This window comes from Paenibacillus vandeheii (genome assembly GCF_030433635.1).
Lineage (GTDB): Bacteria > Bacillota > Bacilli > Paenibacillales > Paenibacillaceae > Paenibacillus > Paenibacillus vandeheii.
On the sequence record NZ_JAROCD010000019.1, the window covers coordinates 1 to 21,639 of the forward strand.

Annotated in this window: 14 protein-coding genes and 1 riboswitch; of the genes, 5 read left to right on the forward strand and 9 right to left on the reverse strand. The window is 45.6% G+C overall.

Annotated features, from left to right (window positions below; genetic code table 11):
• Positions 1 to 121: 121 nt before the first annotated feature.
• Positions 122 to 1,501: a DEAD/DEAH box helicase gene (locus P5G61_RS28195; RefSeq protein WP_301249571.1), complete on the reverse strand. Its 1,380-nt coding sequence runs from the start codon at positions 1,499 to 1,501 to the stop codon at positions 122 to 124.
• A gap of 507 nt (positions 1,502 to 2,008) precedes the next feature.
• On the opposite strand from P5G61_RS28195, the gene P5G61_RS28200 reads away from it, so the two are divergent.
• Complete coding sequence (locus P5G61_RS28200; RefSeq protein ID WP_301249572.1) at positions 2,009 to 2,386, forward strand: hypothetical protein; 378 nt, start codon at positions 2,009 to 2,011, stop codon at positions 2,384 to 2,386.
• A gap of 86 nt (positions 2,387 to 2,472) precedes the next feature.
• On the opposite strand, the gene P5G61_RS28205 is transcribed toward P5G61_RS28200, so the two are convergent.
• From P5G61_RS28205 to P5G61_RS28220, 4 genes are all read right to left on the reverse strand, one after another.
• Positions 2,473 to 2,787: a DMT family transporter gene (locus P5G61_RS28205; protein ID WP_301249573.1), complete on the reverse strand. Its 315-nt coding sequence runs from the start codon at positions 2,785 to 2,787 to the stop codon at positions 2,473 to 2,475.
• Complete coding sequence (locus P5G61_RS28210) at positions 2,784 to 3,125, reverse strand: DMT family transporter (protein ID WP_301249574.1); 342 nt, start codon at positions 3,123 to 3,125, stop codon at positions 2,784 to 2,786. Before P5G61_RS28210 ends, P5G61_RS28205 begins: the two co-directional genes overlap by 4 nt.
• A gap of 96 nt (positions 3,126 to 3,221) precedes the next feature.
• Positions 3,222 to 3,322: riboswitch (guanidine-I (ykkC/yxkD leader) on the reverse strand.
• 77 nt (positions 3,323 to 3,399) lie between these two features.
• A complete protein-coding gene (locus tag P5G61_RS28215) occupies positions 3,400 to 4,377 on the reverse strand; it encodes an aldo/keto reductase (protein ID WP_301249575.1) in 978 nt (325 codons plus the stop codon).
• A 196-nt stretch (positions 4,378 to 4,573) separates the two neighbouring features.
• Positions 4,574 to 5,560 (reverse strand): aldo/keto reductase, encoded by a 987-nt coding sequence (locus P5G61_RS28220; RefSeq protein WP_301249576.1) that lies wholly within the window; start codon positions 5,558 to 5,560, stop codon positions 4,574 to 4,576.
• 236 nt (positions 5,561 to 5,796) lie between these two features.
• Between P5G61_RS28220 and P5G61_RS28225 the strand changes: the two genes are divergently transcribed.
• Positions 5,797 to 6,714: an AraC family transcriptional regulator gene (locus P5G61_RS28225; protein WP_301249577.1), complete on the forward strand. Its 918-nt coding sequence runs from the start codon at positions 5,797 to 5,799 to the stop codon at positions 6,712 to 6,714.
• 177 nt (positions 6,715 to 6,891) lie between these two features.
• The gene (locus tag P5G61_RS28230; protein WP_301249578.1) at positions 6,892 to 7,350 is read left to right on the forward strand and encodes an OsmC family protein; all 459 of its coding nucleotides are present in this window, start codon (positions 6,892 to 6,894) and stop codon (positions 7,348 to 7,350) included.
• An 89-nt stretch (positions 7,351 to 7,439) separates the two neighbouring features.
• On the opposite strand, the gene P5G61_RS28235 is transcribed toward P5G61_RS28230, so the two are convergent.
• Positions 7,440 to 11,501, reverse strand: a complete 4,062-nt coding sequence (locus tag P5G61_RS28235) for an S-layer homology domain-containing protein (RefSeq protein WP_301249579.1) — start codon at positions 11,499 to 11,501, stop codon at positions 7,440 to 7,442.
• 230 nt (positions 11,502 to 11,731) lie between these two features.
• Positions 11,732 to 13,234 carry a glycoside hydrolase family 30 protein gene (locus P5G61_RS28240; protein ID WP_301249580.1) on the reverse strand — a complete coding sequence of 501 codons (1,503 nt, stop codon included), beginning with the start codon at positions 13,232 to 13,234 and terminating at the stop codon, positions 11,732 to 11,734.
• A 355-nt stretch (positions 13,235 to 13,589) separates the two neighbouring features.
• On the opposite strand from P5G61_RS28240, the gene shc reads away from it, so the two are divergent.
• Positions 13,590 to 15,485 carry a squalene--hopene cyclase gene (shc, locus tag P5G61_RS28245; protein WP_301249581.1) on the forward strand — a complete coding sequence of 632 codons (1,896 nt, stop codon included), beginning with the start codon at positions 13,590 to 13,592 and terminating at the stop codon, positions 15,483 to 15,485.
• Between the two features lie 123 nt (positions 15,486 to 15,608).
• On the opposite strand, the gene P5G61_RS28250 is transcribed toward shc, so the two are convergent.
• Together P5G61_RS28250 and P5G61_RS28255 are read right to left on the reverse strand one after the other, a co-directional pair.
• Positions 15,609 to 18,989 (reverse strand): discoidin domain-containing protein, encoded by a 3,381-nt coding sequence (locus P5G61_RS28250; protein ID WP_301249582.1) that lies wholly within the window; start codon positions 18,987 to 18,989, stop codon positions 15,609 to 15,611.
• Between the two features lie 522 nt (positions 18,990 to 19,511).
• Positions 19,512 to 20,567, reverse strand: a complete 1,056-nt coding sequence (locus P5G61_RS28255) for a YeiH family protein (protein WP_301249583.1) — start codon at positions 20,565 to 20,567, stop codon at positions 19,512 to 19,514.
• Positions 20,568 to 20,749: 182 nt separating this feature from the next.
• Here P5G61_RS28255 and P5G61_RS28260 point away from each other — a divergent pair, with 182 nt between their 5' ends.
• Positions 20,750 to 21,637: a LysR family transcriptional regulator gene (locus P5G61_RS28260; RefSeq protein WP_301249584.1), complete on the forward strand. Its 888-nt coding sequence runs from the start codon at positions 20,750 to 20,752 to the stop codon at positions 21,635 to 21,637.
• Positions 21,638 to 21,639: the final 2 nt, after the last annotated feature.

A 21,639-nucleotide genomic window follows, 5' to 3' on the forward strand; every position in this document is an offset into this window, starting at 1 on the left:
CCCTCGATCCCTCCACCCGCATAGCGGGTGGTTTTTTGTTTCGCGCGTTTCACGCACTCAACAGGCTAAAGCCATAAAAAAACCTCCTCCACGAAATGGAGAAGGCATTTTGCTCGTTATTTTAAAGAGCTTTATTCACTTTGCTGCTCTTTGGTTTACTGTGACTTGTACTATTGTGGTTTGGTTTACCGCTATTTGGATTACTACTGTTTGGTTTACTGTGATTGGCTTTGCCACTCTTTTTAAACCACTCGGACTTTGGCTTGCGAGCAGGATTCGCTTTTGCCTTCGCAGGTTTATCAGCTGCAGATTTATGGCCTGCAGACTTCGATGTTTGATTCGATTTTACAAAAGCAGGGACACTTGTCATCGGATAAGGATGATTTTTCACTTCAGGAATGGTTTTCTTAATTACCTTCTCGATATCCTTGAGGAACGGAAGTTCCTCCTTCTCACAAAAGGAAATCGCCATTCCGCTATGTCCAGCTCGGCCCGTACGACCAATTCGGTGGACATATGTTTCTGGAATATTAGGCAGGTTGAAGTTGATTACATGTGAAAGCTCTTCAACATCAATACCCCTTGCCGCTATATCTGTCGCTACCAGCACCCGCGTAACTCCACTCTTGAAATTATTCAGAGCTCTTTGACGCTCATTCTGCGATTTGTTGCCATGAATGGCCTGGGCCGTAATATTCACTTTGGACAAATCGCGAGTTACACGGTCTGCTCCGCGCTTCGTACGGGTGAACACCAGTGCCGAAACGATGGACTTATCCTGTAGGATATGATTCAACAGACTCTGTTTTTTGCCATTTTCCAATAGATATATGGACTGCTCAATTCGATCCACTGTGGAGGATACGGGTGTAATTTCTACTTTTACCGGATCCACCAACAGCGTTTTTACCATTTTTGTAATTTCCGGAGGCATGGTAGCTGAGAAGAACAGCGTCTGTTTCTTACTCGGCATCTTCGCGATAATTCGCTTCACATCGTGAATGAAGCCCATATCCAACATGCGGTCTGCTTCATCAAGAACCAGTATTTGCACATGTTTCAGATCAATACGCTTTTGATTGACCAAGTCAATCAATCTTCCGGGCGTTGCAATAATAATATCTGCACCTTGATTGAGTGCACGTTCCTGAACTTTTTGCGAAACACCACCTACGATAGCGGCACAACGAATATCCGTGTAACGGCTATAAGCCTTAATGTTATCCGAGATCTGAATCGCCAGTTCTCTTGTCGGTGTTAGAATCAATGAACGAATATGACGTGCGGCTTTGGGGCCGTTCGACTTTTCGCTTAGTAATTGAATGATGGGTACAGAAAATGCTGCCGTCTTTCCTGTCCCTGTTTGCGCACAGCCAAGCAAATCTCTGCCTGCTAATACGGCTGGAATTGCCTGTTCCTGTATAGGTGTCGGGGCAGTATAGTTTGCTTTGCTCAAGCCTTCCAAAATTGCGGGTATAATATTCAAGTCTTTAAATGTCATTAGGTCTCCTTAATTTACGCAACAAATATTCATTTGACGTATTTCTCATTTCAAAACGTAACACATAAGGATAACATTAAAAAACGCATCTGTATATTATCTTTTCAAGATATTCTAACAAATCTTTTTGACCATTAAGATTAACCCACTCCATTTTCAAATCATTAATGTTTTCTCTAGCTTCTAATATCTTATGTTTTCATCCGTTGGATCAAGCTTATTGCTATGAGATTTATCACTATTTTATAAATTATATATATACCATAATTCCAAATGACATAAATATTTCAAAGTTTTTCCATTACATAATATGGTATATTATACCTGTTCACTGGTACATATACAGAGAATAGTAAATAGAAAGGAGTTTTATATAAAGTTACAGTTATATTTAATAAAATCTCACTTTCACTTAAGTTAGAAGAAATTCCTTTTTGACCACAACTAGAGATTATTAATACTCAAAAAGCAAAGTATTCTAATCCTAATTAAAAAGGAGAATTTCAAATGTTGAAAAAATTCATTGCAGCTTCCCTATTGGCCACAACGTTACTTCCAGCTTCCGGAGCTTTTGCAGCTCAAGATGTAAGCAATACCGATATCATTCCATCATCTACACCAGCGGTTGTTCAGCAGTTACCTAATTCAGATGTTAGCATAATGGCTTTGTCATCCTACTATAAAGTAAATGATTATTCTAATTTCCGGAAAACTCCGTCACCTACTGGTGTGAATATTGGTTCACATGTTTATGGCGATATGGTCTACGGTGGGACTGAAAGCGTTCTTGTAGATGGGATGACTTATCTATATGTCTACAGTTATAAATATCAGGCATGGGGATGGATACAGAATTACTATCTTGATAAAATTGTACAACCTTAAACTAAAACTTTTAAATCTCAGAAAAGCGTTAAGTTCAGGAGTGAAATCTGAACTCAACGCTTTTCTTTTTTCGTTCATTCAATCCATTAACTCACCAATTTCAACCCAACTGCTGATCCGAGCACCATGGCAATAAACAGAAGCCTTAACGCATTTCGGGGTTCTCCATAAAATATCATGCCAAGAATGGCTCCCCCGGAAGCACCGATTCCGGTCCATACGGCGTATGCTGTTCCCATCGGAAGAGTCTTCATCGCCAAGGATAGGAACAGAAAGCTTAATCCAAATCCTGCAACCAAGAGCACGATAGAAATCAGGTTACGATCTTTGTGCAGTTTATTAATCATCAGAACCCCAATCATTTCAAAGACACCAGCTAAAACTAGAAATACCCAGTTCATGATTCATGGACCTCCTTTGTTTTTCCTTTGCTAAGCATTTTAAGACCGATTACACCCAGTAAAAGAACCCCGATGAGCACCATTTTCCCGGTTTGAACCGCTGCACCAAACAAAACAATCTCTGCCAGCACAGTCCCTGCCGTACCTAGGCCAACAAACACCGCATACACCGTTCCTACATCAAGTGAGCGGGAAGCCGCAATCATCAAGGTAAAGCTGACAATAATGGCGACCAGTGTAGCCCCCCATTCCAGAAAACCACTGGCATGTTTCAGTCCAATGACCCAACCGACTTCAAATAAAGCTGCAATAACGACGGACAACCAGGTTTTGTTCATCTCTGTCACACTCCTTTTCAAATATTGCTACGTGTATTATTAGTTACATGAAGCCAAAATAAAAAAGCCCGGGAAACAAACTGCATTAAGCAGTTCATCTCCCAGGCTTTTGTCCCTCCGTGACACAACCAACAGGCTGTGAGTTTTCTCTCGGACCAGACCGACACAATTGCCGCGGAACCCTAGAAAACATTCGAATATTCTGATGTGACTCCAATTATACACATTTCTATTCGATTGGCAACCCTTTATCGTTATTAGGGCTAGAAGGAACTTACATGCCGAATATTTTGTGTGGTACGTAGTATCCCTCCAGGCTTGCAATTTCCTGCGCATCCAGCTTCACGGACAACGCTGCTACAGCATCCTCCAAATGATGTTCCTTCGTTGCACCAACAATTGGTGAGGTGACTCCTTCTTTTTGCAATACCCATGCCAGCGCAACGGTTGCTCTGGAAACACCCCGTTTGTTTGCAATATCAGCGACAGTCTCCACTATTTTACGATCGGAATCAACCATTCCCGCAGCAAGTCGGTCTCCTGCTTCGTCGTTCGATGAACGGGCTGTTTGTTCATTCCAATCCCGTGTAAGTCTTCCTTTGGCAAGTGGACTCCAGGGAATGACGCCGATTCCTTCTTCTGCGCAAAAAGGTAACATCTCTCTTTCCTCTTCTCTATACAACAAATTAAGTAAATTTTGCATGGAGACAAATGGGGTCCAGCCATTGCGTTCGGCAGTATACTGAGCCTTCATAAACTGCCAGGCGTACATCGAAGAAGCACCAATGTATCGGACTTTACCCGCCTTAACCACATCATGAAGGGCCTCCATGGTTTCTTCAATTGGAGTACTACTGTCCCAACGATGGATCTGATACAGATCCACATAATCAGTCCCTAGTCGCTTTAAACTATTATCAATCTCATTCATAATAGCTTTTCTTGATAAACCTGCGCCGTTCGGCCCCGGCTTCATGCGGAAGTATACTTTTGTTGCAATAACAACCTCATCACGACGAGCAAAATCCCTCAACGCACGACCCACGATTTCTTCGCTTGTACCATCCGAATAGACGTTGGCAGTATCAAAGAAGTTAATACCCAAGTCCAGCGCTTTTTGGATAAAAGGACGACTTTCTTCCTCGTTCAACGACCATGGAGCAATTCCGCGTTCAGGGACTCCATAGCTCATGCAACCAAGACATAATCTTGAAACGTCCAGTCCGGTACGACCCAGTTTTACATATTCCATAATCAAACACTCCTTTAATTGGATTTAGATAAATCTAACGTTAATTTTATCCAATAACTGAGGTACATTTCTTTGAAAATCGGATTTTCTTCCCATTTGATCTGGGACTCCAATCTCTCGACTACGATTTGCTTCACTTGGTTCGATAACCGTTTACTCAATCTTTCCACCCAGCTTTCTGGCATACTAAAATGCATCAGAGACCTGTTCTTCTCTCCAGCTCCTCTGTATATCTCGAACCCATCAGGGTGATTTTTAAGGCTGCATCATTAATGCTCTGTACATCTTCGGGTGTAAGCTCAATGTCCGCTGCACCCATATTTTCTTTGAGACGACTCGACTTGCGCGTTCCCGGGATCGGCACGATCCATGGTTTTTGGGCCAGCAGCCAAGCAAGTGCGATTTGTGCAGGGGAAGCTTGAATCTTCTCCGCCTTCTCTTTCAACAGATCGACCAGCACCTGATTGGCCTCCAACGCCTCTGGTGTGAAGCGTGGCAGAATATTACGCAAATCACCCTGATCAAACGTTGTTTTCGCGTTAAAACTTCCCGTGAGATATCCTTTACCCAAAGGACTAAAAGGAACGAAACCAATACCAAGCTCCTCAAGCGCTGGAATAAGCTCTTCTTCTGGACGTCTCCACCATAAGGAATATTCACTCTGGACAGCTGCTACCGGCTGAACGGCATGCGCGCGCCGAATCGTGTTTACGCCGGCTTCCGACAGCCCCCAATGCTTCACTTTGCCTTCTCGAATCAGATCCTGCACGGCTCCGGCAACCTCTTCAATCGGCACATCCGGATCAACACGGTGCTGATAAAACAAATCAATCGCATCGATCTTTAGCCGCTTAAGAGACTCTTCGGCAACTTTCCGAATCTGCTCAGGACGGCTATTCATCCCGCTCTGTTTGCCATCCTGAATGTCAAATCCGAACTTCGTTGCTATGACAACCTGATCGTGTACAGGAGAAAGTGCTTCGCCGACGAGTTCTTCATTGATATATGGACCATAGACTTCGGCGGTATCAAAGAAAGTTACACCGCGTTCAACAGCTTCCCGCATGACCGCGATCATCTCCGTTTTGTCCGAAGCTGGACCATACCCGTAGCTCATTCCCATACAACCAAGCCCAATTGCCGAAACTTCCAAGCCACTATTTCCCAATGTTCGTTTTTGCATTATACAAACTTCCTTTCTCCGTTTGATTTCATAAGACCAAATTACTTGAATTGTTTTTCCCGATTAAGATCAAACTGGATTATTCAGCCTGCAAGCCTAATATTATTATGCCGAACTAACAGAACGAAACGGTATATCATTTGTCTTAATTGATTGCCTGATCCTATCACACCCACTTTTGTCTAAGGTCGTTAACGCTTATAATGAAGCAAGAACAACTCTCAAGGAGGATTTGTATGTCCGATAACGGAGGTCAGCAGCAACAGGAGCTCACCGAACTGATCAAGCGTCATTCCATTCATAATAGCTCCAAGGAAACGGCAATCCCTTCCCTGTATGTCTATCAGCATTCCAGCATTAGTGAACCGGCTTACCGGGTTTATAAGCCTTCATTTTGTGTAATCGTTCAAGGTTTGAAAGAAATCTTGCTGGCACAGGAAAGATTCGAATACGGATCCTCCAATTATCTGATTGCTTCCATGAACCTGCCGGTGATTGGTCAGATTATAAAAGCTTCCTCTGCTATGCCTTACCTGAGTCTCAAGCTTGAGTTTACACAGCATCAGATTCTTGAAGTGTTGAACGATTGTGATATTAAGGTCACGTCCAGAGAAAACGCCAGACGTGCCCTGTTCGTTGGACAGATGGAGCCCTCCATTCAAGATGCTGTACTGCGGCTGGTTCGGCTGTTGGATACACCGGGAGAAATCCCGTTCCTTGCCCCACTCTATACGCGAGAAATTCTGTACCGGCTTCTGCAGGGACCCTATGGAGCCGAACTTGCCCAGATTGCGGTGGAAGGCAGCAGCAGCTACCGGATTCGGGAAGCCATCGAGCATATTGTTCAGCATTGGGAGCAATCGTTTCGGATTGAAGATCTTGCGGAGACAGCCAACATGAGCGTGTCCTCGTTTCACCGGCATTTTAAAGAAATCACCGCCATGAGTCCTCTTCAGTTTCAGAAGCAACTTAGGCTCCAGGAGGCCCGTCGGATGCTTATGGCTGAATCGGCTGATGCTGCTGATGTAGCATTTCTGGTTGGTTACGAGAGTGCGTCGCAATTCAGTCGGGAATACTCCCGCATGTTCGGAGCACCGCCGCGAGCAGACATCAAACGTTTGAAGGAAAAATACGATCATGTCATGAGTGAATAAGCACATTGGCTCAAAAGTTGAGATGCCAGAGAAATGGATAGCCGCAAGGCTATCCATTTTTCAATTGACAGAGAATACCGAATTCTATCCCCCTTGTATTGACAGCTTGTGAGACATGGAACTATAATCCATACTAAACCAAGTTACATACCATGCTTTATAAAGGAGAGGTATCGGATGGCTAATGTTCAGACTTTCAAAGCTACCGCACATCTACAAGACGGGGTAAAAGTAATCACCAAAGTGAGACAATTCGAACTGATCATCGATGAGCCAACAAACCTCGGTGGTACTGACACGGGAATGAATCCTGTAGAAGCTTTACTTGCCTCCCTTGGCGCATGTCAATCCATTGTGGCCCGGGTTTATGCCTCCAAATTCGATATAGTGCTTGATGATTTCAGAGTGGAGGTTGAAGGTGATCTGGACCTTGACGGATTTTTCAACCGATCTGATGTACGCCCCGGTTATTCCGATATTCGATACACGTTCTATATTAAAACCAGTTCATCTGACGAAAAGGTTGAACCGTTTGTACAATTTCTGGAAAGCAAATGTCCTGTTGGTGATACGATCTCCAATTCGGTGAATACCAAGCTCAATCGCGTAATTATAGACAATGGTATATCGTTATAACCAAACGAATTAACTAGACTCCAAGATACACAAAGGCTGCTCCCCAACAAGTTAAACTTGCTAGAGGGCAGCCTTTCTGAAATCTTGATTTATTTTGTCAATTGAATAGCTCTTTGGATAAGTGTAGCAGCTTCGGCACGAGTCGTATTTCCTTGCGGTTTTAATGTACCGTCTGGATAACCGTTAACGAGACCATTTGCAATGGCTGCGGCAAGTGCTGAACGTGCCCAACCGGATATTTCAGCAACATCAGAGAAGCGGATATTGCTCTCTGTATCCGCAATTTGCGCTGCCCGAACGATCATCGTCGCAATTTGCTCGCGGGTCACCAATTCATCTGGACCAAAGGTATTATCACTATATCCATTAACAATACCTAGACCTGCAGCAGTGGAAATCGCGTCTTGCGCCCAATGGCTGGTGGTATCCGCAAACTCTTTATCAGAAGAGCCTTGTAAATTTAAAGCTTTAATAACAATAGTAACAAATTCGGCTCTGGTCATTTTTTTATCCGGTCTGAAGCTGTTGTCCGGATAACCTTGGATCACACCGAGTTCAACCAGATCCATAATACTGCCGGAAGCCCAATGTCCTTCGAGATCCGTGAAGTTTTTGGTTCCTTCCGGAATTGGTGTTACCGTCTTATCGGATACCAGAACAGCAAACTTGGTAAAATGATTAATGGTTCCAGATACCGTTCCATTCGTTTGATCCACTTGCAGATGTTCAAGTGCAATCCACTTTTGAGTTTGCTCGTTGAACCAATACAATCCCACAACCGAGTTCTCAAAGTTCACCTTGTTCTTGTCGAATGGCAAGGTAACGGTCACCGGCTTGGTGAAGTCCCCGCTCTTGCTCGCCGTAATCTCATAAACATCCCCAAGCAGTTTCAATGTGGAATCCGAGAACAGATTCGAGGTTTGGTTTACTTTATTAACAGAAATTACGACGCTGCTATCCATCGCTCCGGCTGGCACATTGATTTTAACCCCGCTCAGGCTCAACGATCCACCATTCACAGTAACAGTTCCACTATTGCCAGAAGTACCTGCTTGATTATCATTTGTTCCTCCAGTTGGCGTCGAAGGCGTTGAAGGCGTTGAAGGTGTCGATGGAACCGTGGTGGATTCTCCGGCTCTGACGACAGTTACACTGTAGGTCTTGCTTGAACCATTACGTGCTTTTACCGTAATTGGAATTACATTTTTCCCAATAGACAGCCCAAACGTTTGGCTTATTCCGTTCACATAAGGTTCACCTTTAGCAGTCAAAGTCGCCTGGCTATCGGTAGCCTTCGCCGTAATACGAATGGATTCTACGGCTTGTTCAACATTCATACTGTACGCCGTAATTGCAGGATCAAATGCTGGGCTCAAGGAACCTCGATCAAAGGATAATTCTTCCAATTCGGAAACGTCAATCAGCTTCCCGGTTCGCATATCCTCCTTCACAAGTGCAAAATCCACTGCGACCTGATGCGAGTAATCCTCAGCCGCATTAACAATAAAATTCTGCAAATCATCCCAGATCGGTACAATATTCGTTACAAAACGTTCCTCAAACTTGTAGTTCAACTCATCGGATACCTTGTCCAGGCGCGAGCTTGCATACGCGTAAGCTCTGGCCGCATCGACCAAATACTGCTCCAGCTCTTCCTTGTTCTTGAACGGCTTATCCGTATAATCACCTTTAAAAGGTGAGACTTCCCTAATCAGGTACGAGCGATTCATTGCTTCGAGCACACCCAGATAAGAATCGGGATCGACTGCCGTTTTAAGATATGCATCTTTCGAAAGATTGGCGTCCCGAGTCTGCTCTTTTACGTCGAGCAGAATATCGTCCGTATTGACCTCACTTGCTCCTTCGATTAGCACATTGTAGCGTTCAACCCCAATGCTGCCAATACCCTGATGAATACGGCGCACAATATCCTTTATCTTAAAATAGGCATTGAATTCATCGTCAGTCAGGTTTGGGAAATTGCTTCTGACTTGCAATTTGTATGCTTCCCAAGCGGCTTGCAGGGAAGCTTTCTCCGCCTCTGTCGCGGCCTCAAACTTGTCCGAATTGCCAGCGATGTTTAATTTCCCATCAAGCGTCCGCTTGCCCAGCAATTTTTGCAATGCTTCCTCGTAAGACACTTTGGAGACTTTGTCCATAACCTCTTTCGTATATGGCGTTACATTGCTTTTGGTCAGCTTGGTGTCTTTCGGGCTGATTTCGCTATTAATATCAACCAAAGTATCCTTATAGGTCTCTAGGAAAACACGAGATACTTCCCGGAAATCGGCATCCTGCAGATTGGCAATCGCGGCGCTGTCTTTTTCGTATTGGACTACATAAATACTTGTAACAAAACGAATCAGATCGTCATAAAAGCTGCCGATTCCGGAAGAATCCACATCGTTCAGACTGAACACCATTTGATGGGTACTGTCGTTAAAGGTCCCCACATTCTGAATATGGGCGTCGCCTTGCGTGTAAGTAAGGATGTCCTTCTGATTCCAGCCTGAAATTACTGAATCTGGAGAAGGAATAAGACCCGCAGCAAGATCAGCCTTGAATAAGGAATGTGTACCGCGCAGGAAGGTATATTCATTCGCTCCCATGGCCTCACTTCCATATTTATATTCTTTGGTCGCAGGGTCATTAAAACCTGTATTGTCCGCTATGATGCTTTCTTCAACTTTCATTTTTCGAGTCTCATTCGCAAGAACCGGTTGACTGTACCGAAGCAGAGGTACGTTAATCGCCTCCGAAGCCAGCCAGTCCCTATCTTGCACAGCGTCAGCCATTAACGTCACACGAACCACAGCCGTGTCCATGACAGCGGAAGCGGATGTACCCGAAATGGAAATCGTGATGGTATTGTCACTACTTCGACCCTCAGCCTGGATACTCCAGTCACCTTCGGGGAGCCCTATCAAACTGTAAGCTTCCGGGTCCAGAACCCCATCCACGGGAACGCCGGCGCTAAGATTGAGTTGGATCGTGGTGTTCAGGCCCTTTGCACTTTCCATACGAATGTTGGACGATGAGGCGTCCAGTGCTGCTACAATCTTATTGGATGGCGTGAATTGAGCCATTGTTACGGTATTGCTTCCTTGATACACCGTTAAGGATGAGGCTGGTTTGTGGACTTGATCCCACGCCCCAGGATGAATTTCAAATGTCAGAAGGCTATCTGAAACCACATTCCCGTTACCGTCTCCAGTGATGGTGACTTCGATCTGATCTCCACTCGCACTGGCTTCAGCAGAGAATCCTGCCGGGAGGCCAAGCACACTGAAATCATCGGATGTCCAGGGCCCCTGTTTAACCAAACCTCCAAATGCATTCAACGTAACCTTGTTATGTACAGGATCTACGCTCGAAGCTGATTGCATCTCTATCGTTTGATTAGTTTCCAGAATAACATAGGCGGAAGTTGTGCTTGAATTGCGAGCCTTTGCACCTTTGACCTTCTCAAAGTCAGTTCCGTTATTCCGTGTGTCCCAGTTGTTTCCGCGATTCGGGAACGCAGCTTCTGTAGTACTCTTCTCCGGGTTCAGCGGATCGAACACATATCGTTGCATCGTGTTTTGTTTGCCAGCTTGTGGAGCCGGACTTCCCCAATAAGCATCCGCATTATATCCAACAAAATCAACCACATGTTCCTGTAATGCGTCAGCCATCGGATCATTGACCGTCAACAGTTGTGTCGTATTCAATAAAACCAGCTTTCCGTTGTTGTTATCTAGTTTGAATGAAGCTTCAGTGGCATCTGGCTGTGGAAGCTGCTCCCCGACATTACCATTGCTGCCAAGCGCAATCAGATAATAACCATATGCCGGAATCTGGGCAGTCGTTGTACCTAGCTGGGCTAACTTCCAATTATTGTTTTTGGTATCCGCAAATTGTATGGACCAGCCGTTCAGAGAAACAGGTTCTGCTGTCGGATTATATAGTTCTACAAAGTCGTTGCCGTACACGTCGAGCACGTCGTCTTTCTTGCCTCCATAAAATTGGCTGATGACCACGTTTTTCGCCAAATTACTGGTGTTAAGGTTTTCTGATGCTGCGTATCCAACTCCTGCAAATGTCCAGAATGATTGGATAACCATTACTGCCACAAGGATCATCGCTACCCAGCGTTGATTGATGTCTTTCAAGTTGTCTAACCCCTCTCCCATATAAAAGCTCAGGCAAGTATATCAACCCAATGTAAGAGGACAGTTAAACTAAAAAATCATAATATCAAAATTGTAAAACCCTTGAATATGTAAAATTCACAACGAATGTATAGGATGGATGATCTTTAAAATAAAAGCAAATGAAAAGGGCCGCGAAATGCACGCGGCCCTAGTTTGCTGGATGTCGGAATCTGAATTCCTACTATCCCTTAATAAACATTTCCGTACCATTTATACGTCATAGCAGACTTGCCTGGAATAGTGACAACGAAGCTTTGGCTGCCCCATTGGATCTTCACATTTTTCGACGAACTGGAAGAGTTGTAGGCGACAACCACTTTGGAACCGTCCGGATTGCGGAAAGCTACATTTTTAACTTCAGATCCGGTGTTGCTATCAATGCGGTATGCATTTGGTACAACAAATTTACTAAAGTGACCCAGCAAATAATATTGTTTGTGATATGTGACATTATTTTCGGGAGCATCATTACGGTTGTCCGAGTTGCGGATCGTAATCATGCCTTTATTCGTATTGTTCGGTGAAAGCAAAGCTGGACCGTCTTTTTGATCCAGAGCAGCATTCCAGAGAATGATTGACTTGGACCAGTTTCTCGTAATATTAATGAACTCGTTCATCATATTATCGAAACCAGATGAGGTTCCATTCTGCGGATCATTCCAGTTACCAAAACCACCCTCTGTGAACCAAACGTCCTTGTCTGGATGATTGTTATGAATGGAGGTCATTGTCGAACCGTCACCGCTATCATAGTGGTGGAATGCGCTGCCTGACACGTAGCTGCCCTTGCCTGCGTTCTTCAGATTTGTAATGACCTGGTTCGGGAAGTTCCAATCCAGAAAGTTATGGTCGAATGCAATAATTTTGGTGTTGATTCCGGCGTTGCGGAGCGTTGGTCCAAGGTAATCACCGATAAAGCCAGTCTGATCCTGTACATCCATACCCATGGAAGGATAGTGGGATGGTTCGTACATTGGCTCGTTTTGCAACGTAACAGCATAGATGGGTACGCCTTCAGCCTGGTAGGCTTCGATGTATTTTTTAAAATAATTCGCATATGTGCCGTAGTGCTCGGCTTTCAGTTTGCCACCGTTCAGATTGTTGGAATATTTCATCCAGGCAGGCGCACTCCATGGGGAACCCATCACTTTAATACTGGGATTCTTAGCAATTGCCGCTTTGACCATGGGCAGGATGTATGCCTTGTCCCGGTCAATCGTAAATTGGTTGAGTGAAGTATCATTTGGCGTATCCGCATAGGTGTAGGCTGCCCAGGCAAAATCGGAGCTGCCTATCGGCTGTCTCAATAAACTGAGCCCGATTCCTGTGTTGCCAAACAGCTTCTCCATCACTTCCGCGCGCTTGCTGTTATCCAGCTTGTAGTTCATGAGCCATGCGGAAGCATCCGTTAATGATACGCCAAATCCATCCATTTGCTGATAAGTTTTGTTTTCGTTTACGGTTATGGTAACATCCGCATTACCTGAGCTGCTGCTGAAGTTTTTGGATGCAATCTTGGTGAGCCTGGCATCCGTTCTTAGCCCTACAGCCGGCTCGGAATTGGGGTCTGAAGTTGAAATCCATACCTCCACCTGTTCACCCGCTGCATGGGCGGTCTTAGGCACATACGAACCCGTAGTTACCAGAAAAGTGGACAGTAACACTAACACGCTCTTTTTCCATATCTTCATACACATATCTCCTTTGAATGATTTAATTTGAGCTCCCAAATATTGAATTCTGCAAAATGAAATCGATTTCATTTTTCAAAGCAAGTCGTCCATTTTTCAGCTGTTGCATGTTCGTAGTACTCACACCTCCTTTTTAAAGAGTCTCGGAGAAAGCAATAGATCAAATTCTTGTAAGCGTTAACAAAGATATTTATACACTTTATTGGAAGAAATTTCAACAGTAAAATTCATTTTTTTATTTTAAATTGTAAAAAACAAGAGTCGTCTGGATTTACGCTCATTTTCGTCGCCTCCTCATTTCCCCCTGTTTGTCATCATATAATATAAAAATGACGTACTTTGGAGGTATCCGTGAATGGGGCATGTACTGAGTAAAGTTGATGAGGAAATTAGGCGGATGACGACTTCCTTGCTTCAACAGCAGAAACAAGACGGTTCCTGGCATTTTTGTTTTGAGAACGGTACGGTAATTGATGCTTATGTCATCATTCTCTTTCGGATATTGGATGTTCAGAATGAAGCGCTGATCCGGCAGTTACATGATCGTATCCTTAACGAACAGCAACCGAATGGATGCTGGAGACTATACCCCGATGAAGAGGAAGGAAATTTATCTGCATCGGTTGAAGCCTACTACGCCCTGCTATACTCCGGATACAGCCGGAGTACGGACGAGCCAATCCAAAGGGCCAAACGTTATATTCAGTCCAAAGGAGGTATCGGGAAAGTGACGAGCATTTTGACCAAAGCAATACTCGCCGCTACCGGACAAATGAAATGGCCTTTATCCATCTCTATGATCCCCCTGGAGATATTAATGTTCCCTACCTATTTCCCCATCAACTATTTCGAATTTTCCGGTTATTCTAGAGTCCACCTCACCCCAATGCTCATTATGGCAGACCTGCGCTTCTCCCTCACCATACCAGATGCTCCCGATCTGTCTGATCTGACCGACTTGCGAATTGTTGCAGATGAATCAACTTCCCGAGAATATCAGGAAATGCAGGACGATATTCAAACCGCGAGAAGCAGACTCTTAGGCAATCCTCGTCACATTCACGACACTGCAAGAACCAAGGCGGAACAGTTTATGATAGAGCGGATTGAGTCTGATGGCACTTTATACAGTTATGCCAGCAGTACCATTCTGATGGTTTTTGCCTTTTTGGCCCTAAAATACGATAAGCAGCATCCCCTGATTACAAAAGCCGTAACCGGACTCACTGCCATGCAGTGCCGTTCTTCTGAAGGTAAAACGACGATTCAAAACTCCCCATCCACTGTATGGGATACGGCTCTGATCACCTATGCATTACAGGAGGCTTCCATTACCGAGGACCATAAGGCTATTCAACGCGCGGCTTCCTATTTGCTCTCCCGTCAGCAAGATAAAACAGCCGACTGGAGCATTCATAATCCGAATACAGTCCCTGGAGGATGGGGATTTTCGGAGTCGAATACGCTCAATCCAGATGTGGATGATACAACAGCAGCTTTACGGGCAATCCGAAGCTTGTCCACCACGCTTCCAACTTTTCAGGAATCCTGGAATCGCGGGCTGAATTGGGTTCTGTCCATGCAGAATAAAGACGGCGGCTGGCCGGCATTCGAAAAAAATACAAACAAGGAAGTGCTCACCTGGCTCGCCATCGACGGTGCCAAATCTGCGGCTACAGACCCATCGGAGGCTGATCTAACAGGACGTACTCTGGAGTATCTCGGAAACTTTGCCGGGCTTGATACCAGGCATGAATGGATCAACCGTGGAACGAAATGGCTCATTCGAAACCAGGAGAAGGATGGCTCATGGTACGGAAGATGGGGTGTATGTTATATCTACGGTACCTGGGCTGCAATAACCGGTCTTACGGCTGTTGGGCTACCTGCAAGACATGATACAGTACAAAAAGGAACCCAATGGCTCTTAAGCATCCAGAATTCCGACGGTGGATGGGGAGAATCCTGCCATAGTGACCGACTTCTACGCTATATACCCTTAGGGGAAAGCACTCCCTCCCAAACTGCTTGGGCGCTTGATGCCCTTATAGCTGTTCAACCCAAACCCACACCCGAGGTGAATCAAGGCATCTTAAGGCTTATTGCATCCATACGCGAAAACGATTGGAAAACCTCTTATCCAACTGGCGCCGGTCTCCCCGGCAACTTCTATTCCTACTATCACAGCTATACATATATTTGGCCTCTACTTACGCTAAGTCACTATAGAAAAAAATATGGGACATCTTAAATCTTCCTTTGGCAGTTACTGTCTTGCCGGATTTCAGAACCGAATCCATGTTCACCCTTTCCTCCTCTACTTAACCTAAACAAACAGGGAACTCTTAGAGCTCCCTGTTTTTGTTGAAAAAATTTATTGAATAATTAAATTAAACCCACTTTGAATCTGATTTACATTAGGATTGGCAATGTTGCTGGTTGTCAGATTATTGAATGTGGCAGAGCCATTTCCTGTATAGGTGTAAATGGCTGCACCTTTATGCGGAGTTGTGAACCTGGATGTCTCAATTCCGTCCAGACCGGTACCATTAATATTGATGTTGTTAAACACAATGTTCTGGAAACCGCCGCCGTATCCGAATTGAACGGCACTGCGCTGCGTATTGAGAATATCGATGTTGGTAAACGTAACGTTCTTGATGGAATCGTTGGAAGCTTCAAGATCAATGGCTCCGCGTTCCCCATTGTACAGATCTTTGCTTGTGCCGCTGTTAATGATTGTTGTATCAGAGAACACAATACCTGTGTTGTTTTGGAAATGGTATCCAGGGAACACAGTGTTCATCCGAATCGCCGAACCGCCAACCGTGTCAACAATCAGGTTGTTGGTTGCCTTATGTCCGCTTCCACCGAAAAATGCAATGCCTGCTGCGCGCCAGTTATTCTCAATCGTGTTGAACGAGAAGGTGTTGTTCACGCCTGCAGGCGCACCGTTCACGTTGCTGGTCCATACGGCCAGACCATCATCACCATTGTTGCGAACACTGCTGTTGCGAACAGTTGAATTGCTCGTGCCTTGGGCAAAGTTGACGCCGTCCGCCAGGTTATTCCGAATACGGCTGTTCTCGATCACCAGGCCATCGGCAATGATTGCAGGTGTATGGGCGTAATCCCCTACCCAGAAACCGCATTCAAAGTGTTCGACCCATACATTGCTGAACTTTGAATCTTTGCCGAAATTGTCCATAAAACCTTTGTAGACTGCATTTTCGTTATAGCGTGAACGCAGCATGGAATTCATATAAATATTGCTGAAATCCAGCTTGCCCTGCACACGGAACGAAATCCCACCAGAGGCTGCATTGGGGTTGGTAAACTGGATGTTGGTATGCCAGATCCCTGCACCTACAATGGTGAGGTTATTAATCATATTCGTCGGTGTGCCAATCTTCCACATATTGCTGAGATGGAAGGTGCCCTCCGGGATATATAACGTCTTGCCTGTGGAAACCGCGGATTGGACTGCCGCTTCGAATGCAGCAAGATCGTCTTTTCCATCGTTAGCAATCGCACCAAAATCACTTACAGAGACGGAGTTAGCCGGGCGCGGAATCACAGCCTGAACGGGTTCGATTTCGAGAAAATCCACACCGTACTCCAAGCTATCTCCATTGTTTTTCTGAATACGAATGGTGTCTCCAGCTTTTAAAGGCGTATCCATTTTCCAGTGCACTTCATCAAAACGGAACAATGGACGTCCCGCACTTGGCGTATCTCCCGGATGATCGCTGGAGAAGTACTGCCAGTTGTAATAAGAGGTCAGGGGAACCGTTTTGGCCTTGGAACCGTTAACATAGACGTCAAGGGCACCGTTAAGCCCCATGCCATCTGCGGAATCCGGCATCGTGAAGCGCATGGTTACACCTGCGCCTCCCTCCCCTTGTCTAACTGTCCATTGTGCATAAGAACCGTTGGAAGGAAGAGCGATATATTTCTGCCCAGATGCTTCCGAAGCCGTCAATGCCTGATCAAAAGTCGGTGCGGACTTCAGTGCGGCACTGCCACCACGCGTAGCATCTTCCGTATCATAACGGGTATAAGGCATGCTTGCACCACGGGCAGAATATACGTTCAAACTTGTTGTAACTACGTTATTCGTTTGTTTTACCGGAGCTTCATTAGTATCCACTGCTACGGTTGTTGTCACATTGTAATTACCGGTGGCAGCAGTCCACGTTCCAGCATTGACATTGACTGAAGCTCCTGGTGCCAATGTGCCGTTATAGGAACCGTTATACGTCTGAAGCGTGGCTCCGGCAGCATTCTTGAGAACAACCGTAACTCCGTGCACACCGCCTGCGGAGGCCATGTTGCCTTGATTTTTCAGATTAACCGTAAACGTTACTGCACTGTTTGCTGTAGGGTTGCTGGGACTCCAAGAGACCGTGCCTACAAGATCAGAACTTGTGATTGGCGCAACCACCAAAGCTGAGGAGTGTGTGTAATTGTTGTTTCCTTCATTCTCTTCGATGATCTGGTTATTCTCATCCACCTTGGCGCTGAGCGTATATGATGCAGCTCCTTTATTACCTGCATTAAGCGAGACCGTTGTTGAAGCCCCTGCTTGCAGAGTAGTTACCGGTGATGAACCAGCCAGTTCATTGTTTAAATAGAAGTTGACGCTAGAAGCTGGAGAAGCGGCAGAGCCAATGTTTTTGACGATGGCATTAAGCGTTATTGAGTTGTTCTCCACTGGAGAAGACGGAGACCAGGACATGCCTGTAATCGTCAGATCAGGATTGGGTGCAGGTGTGCCAAACACTTGAAATTCAGCAATTTGCCCAGCCGGAGCGCCTGAGTTCGCCGTAATGTTCAGTTGCAGACGTTTAACCGTTGCTGATACGGGAATGGTCACTGTGTTGCCGGAAGCTGGGTTGAATGTATACGATTGTGAGGATACCAGACTGCTGAACGTTGTTGTGTCCTGATTATGTCCGAGCACTTGAATGGTCTGTGTACGCGTGCTCCAGACGGAATCCGGGTTCAGCTTCAGCACGATGGATGAAATCTTATGATTCGAACCGAGATCCAGCGTCAATGCGCTTGGATTGCTGCCGCCTTCCCAGTACGTATTGATATTGTTATCGTTTGCATTCGCAGCTACGAAGTTTAAGGTGCTGGACGATGCAGTAATCGACTTACCAATGGCAATGTTGCTTCCCTCTGTAGGAAGTGGAGGATCCACAGGATCGGGGCCAGGTACAGTTGGTCCCTCACTGCTCGGGCCGTAGATTTCAAATGTGGACAGTTGAGCTGCAGGCCACTCGGAATTACCCGTTACGCTTAAGCGAACGTACCTTGTCTCGACAGCAGGAAAATCGACGGTAACCGAGTTATCCCCAACGGATGGATTAAATACATAATCCGCGGAACCCTTGATGTCCGTAAAGGTTGAACCGTTCGTGCTGCCTTGCACGGTTATGGTTTGGGTTCTCTTTTCCCATGCTGTCGGAATCTTCAATACGATTTGGTCAATGTTGGTGTTGCTTCCTAGATCCACTTGAATCCATTGGGGGAAAGCGCTGTTGGTACTTTCCCAATAGGTTGCTTGGTTGTTGTCAATCACATTGGTCGGGCTGTATGTTTGGTTGTATCCGCTCGCAGTAACATTTTTGCCCTGTGCCAAGTCTGGTCCTCCGGCTGCTGATACAGAAGCTGGGGATCCGACAGTCAGAAATAAATTCGAGACTAGTAGTGTCAATACGAGTGACCATGCAATATACTTGTTGCGCATTAAATTCCTCCTCAGGTTATTAGCAAAATTGTTATTCAATAAACGAACGGTAGAATTCCAGCCTATTTCTCTGCGCCGATCATCACCCCCTTATTAAAATACTCATCCTGCTATCTTACTTGGATCTTCCATCGCTGGATTAACTTCAGTATAAACCGCTTCCCATTCTCCTTATCGGACCCCTAGATACGGTATTCGGACTTCTAATGTTCCTTTTCGGATGTTTACGAACAACCTGAATACTTGCGAACATAAAGTACATCGTTATCCAGACTTTCCTGTGTGCATTTCGGACTTTTCAACCATAAAAGGAAAATATTTATATTTCCGGCATGATATTCGCATGATGTTCGTCACTTCATTGGTCGTGTTCTTCTGGATCTGATGATCATTATCTGTCGAACAACAAAAAGCACACCTTGATCCCCTAAGAGTCAATGCGTGCTTTTTGTTGTGTTTGGTTGAGTCATTTGGCTTGCAGAAGAGTGTTCGTGGTGGCTTGCCTGAGTTTAAACAAACGACCTAGTTCAGGCCAAAACCACAAACCAGCACGAAGCCGATTACCGACAAAACAATAGAGCCAAGCAGCCCTGCCAAGAAAGGCTTTTTGCCCAGACGGCGGAAGGTTGCAATATCCACACCTAACCCCAATCCAGCCATGGCCATCGCAAGCAGCATATAGGAAAGAACCAGAAGCCCCGCGATCACCTCTTGCGGAATAATATCCAGCGTATTTAATCCACTCATCGCCAGAAAACCGAAAATGAACCAGGGTACGGGCAATTCACGCCACCGGATTCCTTTAGCTGATTTTTGCTCTCCCCCACGCGCCTGTCGTCCACTCCACAAACCGATGATCAGCGCAATCGGCACCAGCATGGCGACCCGGGTTAGCTTCACGATAACTGCCATATCCAGTGCTGCTTGCCCTCCTGGTGCAGCCCCCGCGATGACATGGGCCACTTCATGCAGTGTAGCGCCTGTGAATACGCCATATCCATTCGCACTTAAACCCAATACCGGATACAGGAATGTATAAGCCAGAGTGAAAATGGTGCCCAATATAGCCACCGTGGCTGCACCTACTGCGGTTTCTTCATCCTTAGCCTTGATCTGTGGCGCAATCGCGACCACGGCTGCGGCACCGCAGATGGCTGTTCCACATGCGGTCAGCAGTCCTATTCGTTTATCGATCTTTAACCACTTGCTCAGTCCGTAGACGACAAAAATCGTAATCGTAACATTGATTGCCGCTAGCGCAACCACTTTGTAGCCTGCATGGACAATATCCAGCAGGTTCAGCTTCAGCCCCAGCAGAATGATGCCGAATCGCAGCAATCGTTTTCCCGAGAAGGAGATCCCGGATTGAGCGGTCTGCGGTACGCCTCGTATGGCCCGATACAGGATGCCAAGCAGAATGGCAATAACCAATTGACCCATGATATTCAGAAACGGCAGATAACCCAGCAGCTTGGCAATGAACGAAAGCAGTAAGGTCAGTCCAATCCCCTGCAAAAATCCCCGGTTTCTAACCACTTTTATATTTTTGACGAATCTCAACTGTGTCTGTAAGATCATAGCTCTGCACTTCCTTATTGGATAAAGTATATCCTCACTATAGAAGCAGAATGATAAGAAGTGAAATATGAATCTGCAATCCTAATCATTACAAAAACTTATGATTGATTGCCTATCTTATGCTAAAATGAGTTCAATGGGCTTATTTCCATGAAAATTCACTATTCAAATGAGGAATTATAATGATTACTGATGCATTAAAGGTCTTCGTAACCGTCGCGGAGCAAAGCCATTTCTCGAAGGCGGCAGAACTGTTGAACCTGTCCCAGCCGGGGGTGAGCCTCCATATCAAAAATCTGGAGAATGAGTTGGGAGCAAAGCTACTACATCGTTCGCCAAAGCAGGTGTCTCTCACTGAAGCGGGGGCGATCCTCTACAGACATGCCAAGGTCATTCAGGCTCGCTACGATGAAGCGAGGCAGGAGATTCAAATGCTGCGGGATGAGGTGACCGGAAGTATTCAGATCGGAGCCAGCTTCACCATTGGTGAATATATTTTGCCTAAGAAGCTGGCAGAATTCGCAGCTCAATATCCGCAGGTCAACCTTCAGGTTACTATTGGCAATACCCAGGAGATTCTGTCTGCGGTTAGGGGAAATCAGCTGGATATTGGATTTGTGGAGGGTGAAGTGCAAGCCTCGTCAGATCTTGACGTTATCCCTTACATGAAGGATGAAATGATTGTTGTAGCTCCTTCCGGCCATCCCCTCTCCGGTTCCATCGTGGTAGAGCAGAACATGCTTCAGGATCAGGTCTGGGTCCTTCGTGAGTTGGGTTCGGGAACACGTGCTTTCAGCGATCATTTTATGGAACAGACAGCGATCCGTCCTAAGCGGTCCTATGTCTTCACCAGCAGTCAAGGTGTGAAAGAATCTGTCGCTTCCGGGCTCGGAATTGCGATGGTATCCAGATGGATCGTTCATAAGGAGCTGGCAACCGGGGAAGTCGAAGAGCTGCGAATCAGACAGCCGCATCTGGAACGCAGCTTCTCCATCATTCGCAACAAAGAGCATTCCCAATCGATGGCACTGGATGTCTTCTTGCAGAAGCTTCTTTTCGTCAAAAGATAAGG

Bases quoted from the DNA above. Each gene is read 5' to 3' on its own strand.
- P5G61_RS28200 (WP_301249572.1), top strand. From the start codon at position 2,009: ATGTTGAAAAAATTCATTGCAGCTTCCCTATTGGCCACAACGTTACTT.
- P5G61_RS28215 (WP_301249575.1), bottom strand. From the start codon at position 4,377: ATGGAATATGTAAAACTGGGTCGTACCGGACTGGACGTTTCAAGATTA.
- P5G61_RS28260 (WP_301249584.1), top strand. From the start codon at position 20,750: ATGATTACTGATGCATTAAAGGTCTTCGTAACCGTCGCGGAGCAAAGC.
- P5G61_RS28220 (WP_301249576.1), bottom strand. From the start codon at position 5,560: ATGCAAAAACGAACATTGGGAAATAGTGGCTTGGAAGTTTCGGCAATT.
- P5G61_RS28225 (WP_301249577.1), top strand. From the start codon at position 5,797: ATGTCCGATAACGGAGGTCAGCAGCAACAGGAGCTCACCGAACTGATC.
- P5G61_RS28195 (WP_301249571.1), bottom strand. From the start codon at position 1,501: ATGACATTTAAAGACTTGAATATTATACCCGCAATTTTGGAAGGCTTG.
- P5G61_RS28250 (WP_301249582.1), bottom strand. From the start codon at position 18,989: ATGCGCAACAAGTATATTGCATGGTCACTCGTATTGACACTACTAGTC.
- P5G61_RS28255 (WP_301249583.1), bottom strand. From the start codon at position 20,567: ATGATCTTACAGACACAGTTGAGATTCGTCAAAAATATAAAAGTGGTT.
- P5G61_RS28205 (WP_301249573.1), bottom strand. From the start codon at position 2,787: ATGAACTGGGTATTTCTAGTTTTAGCTGGTGTCTTTGAAATGATTGGG.
- P5G61_RS28230 (WP_301249578.1), top strand. From the start codon at position 6,892: ATGGCTAATGTTCAGACTTTCAAAGCTACCGCACATCTACAAGACGGG.
- P5G61_RS28210 (WP_301249574.1), bottom strand. From the start codon at position 3,125: ATGAACAAAACCTGGTTGTCCGTCGTTATTGCAGCTTTATTTGAAGTC.
- P5G61_RS28240 (WP_301249580.1), bottom strand. From the start codon at position 13,234: ATGAAGATATGGAAAAAGAGCGTGTTAGTGTTACTGTCCACTTTTCTG.
- shc (WP_301249581.1), top strand. From the start codon at position 13,590: ATGGGGCATGTACTGAGTAAAGTTGATGAGGAAATTAGGCGGATGACG.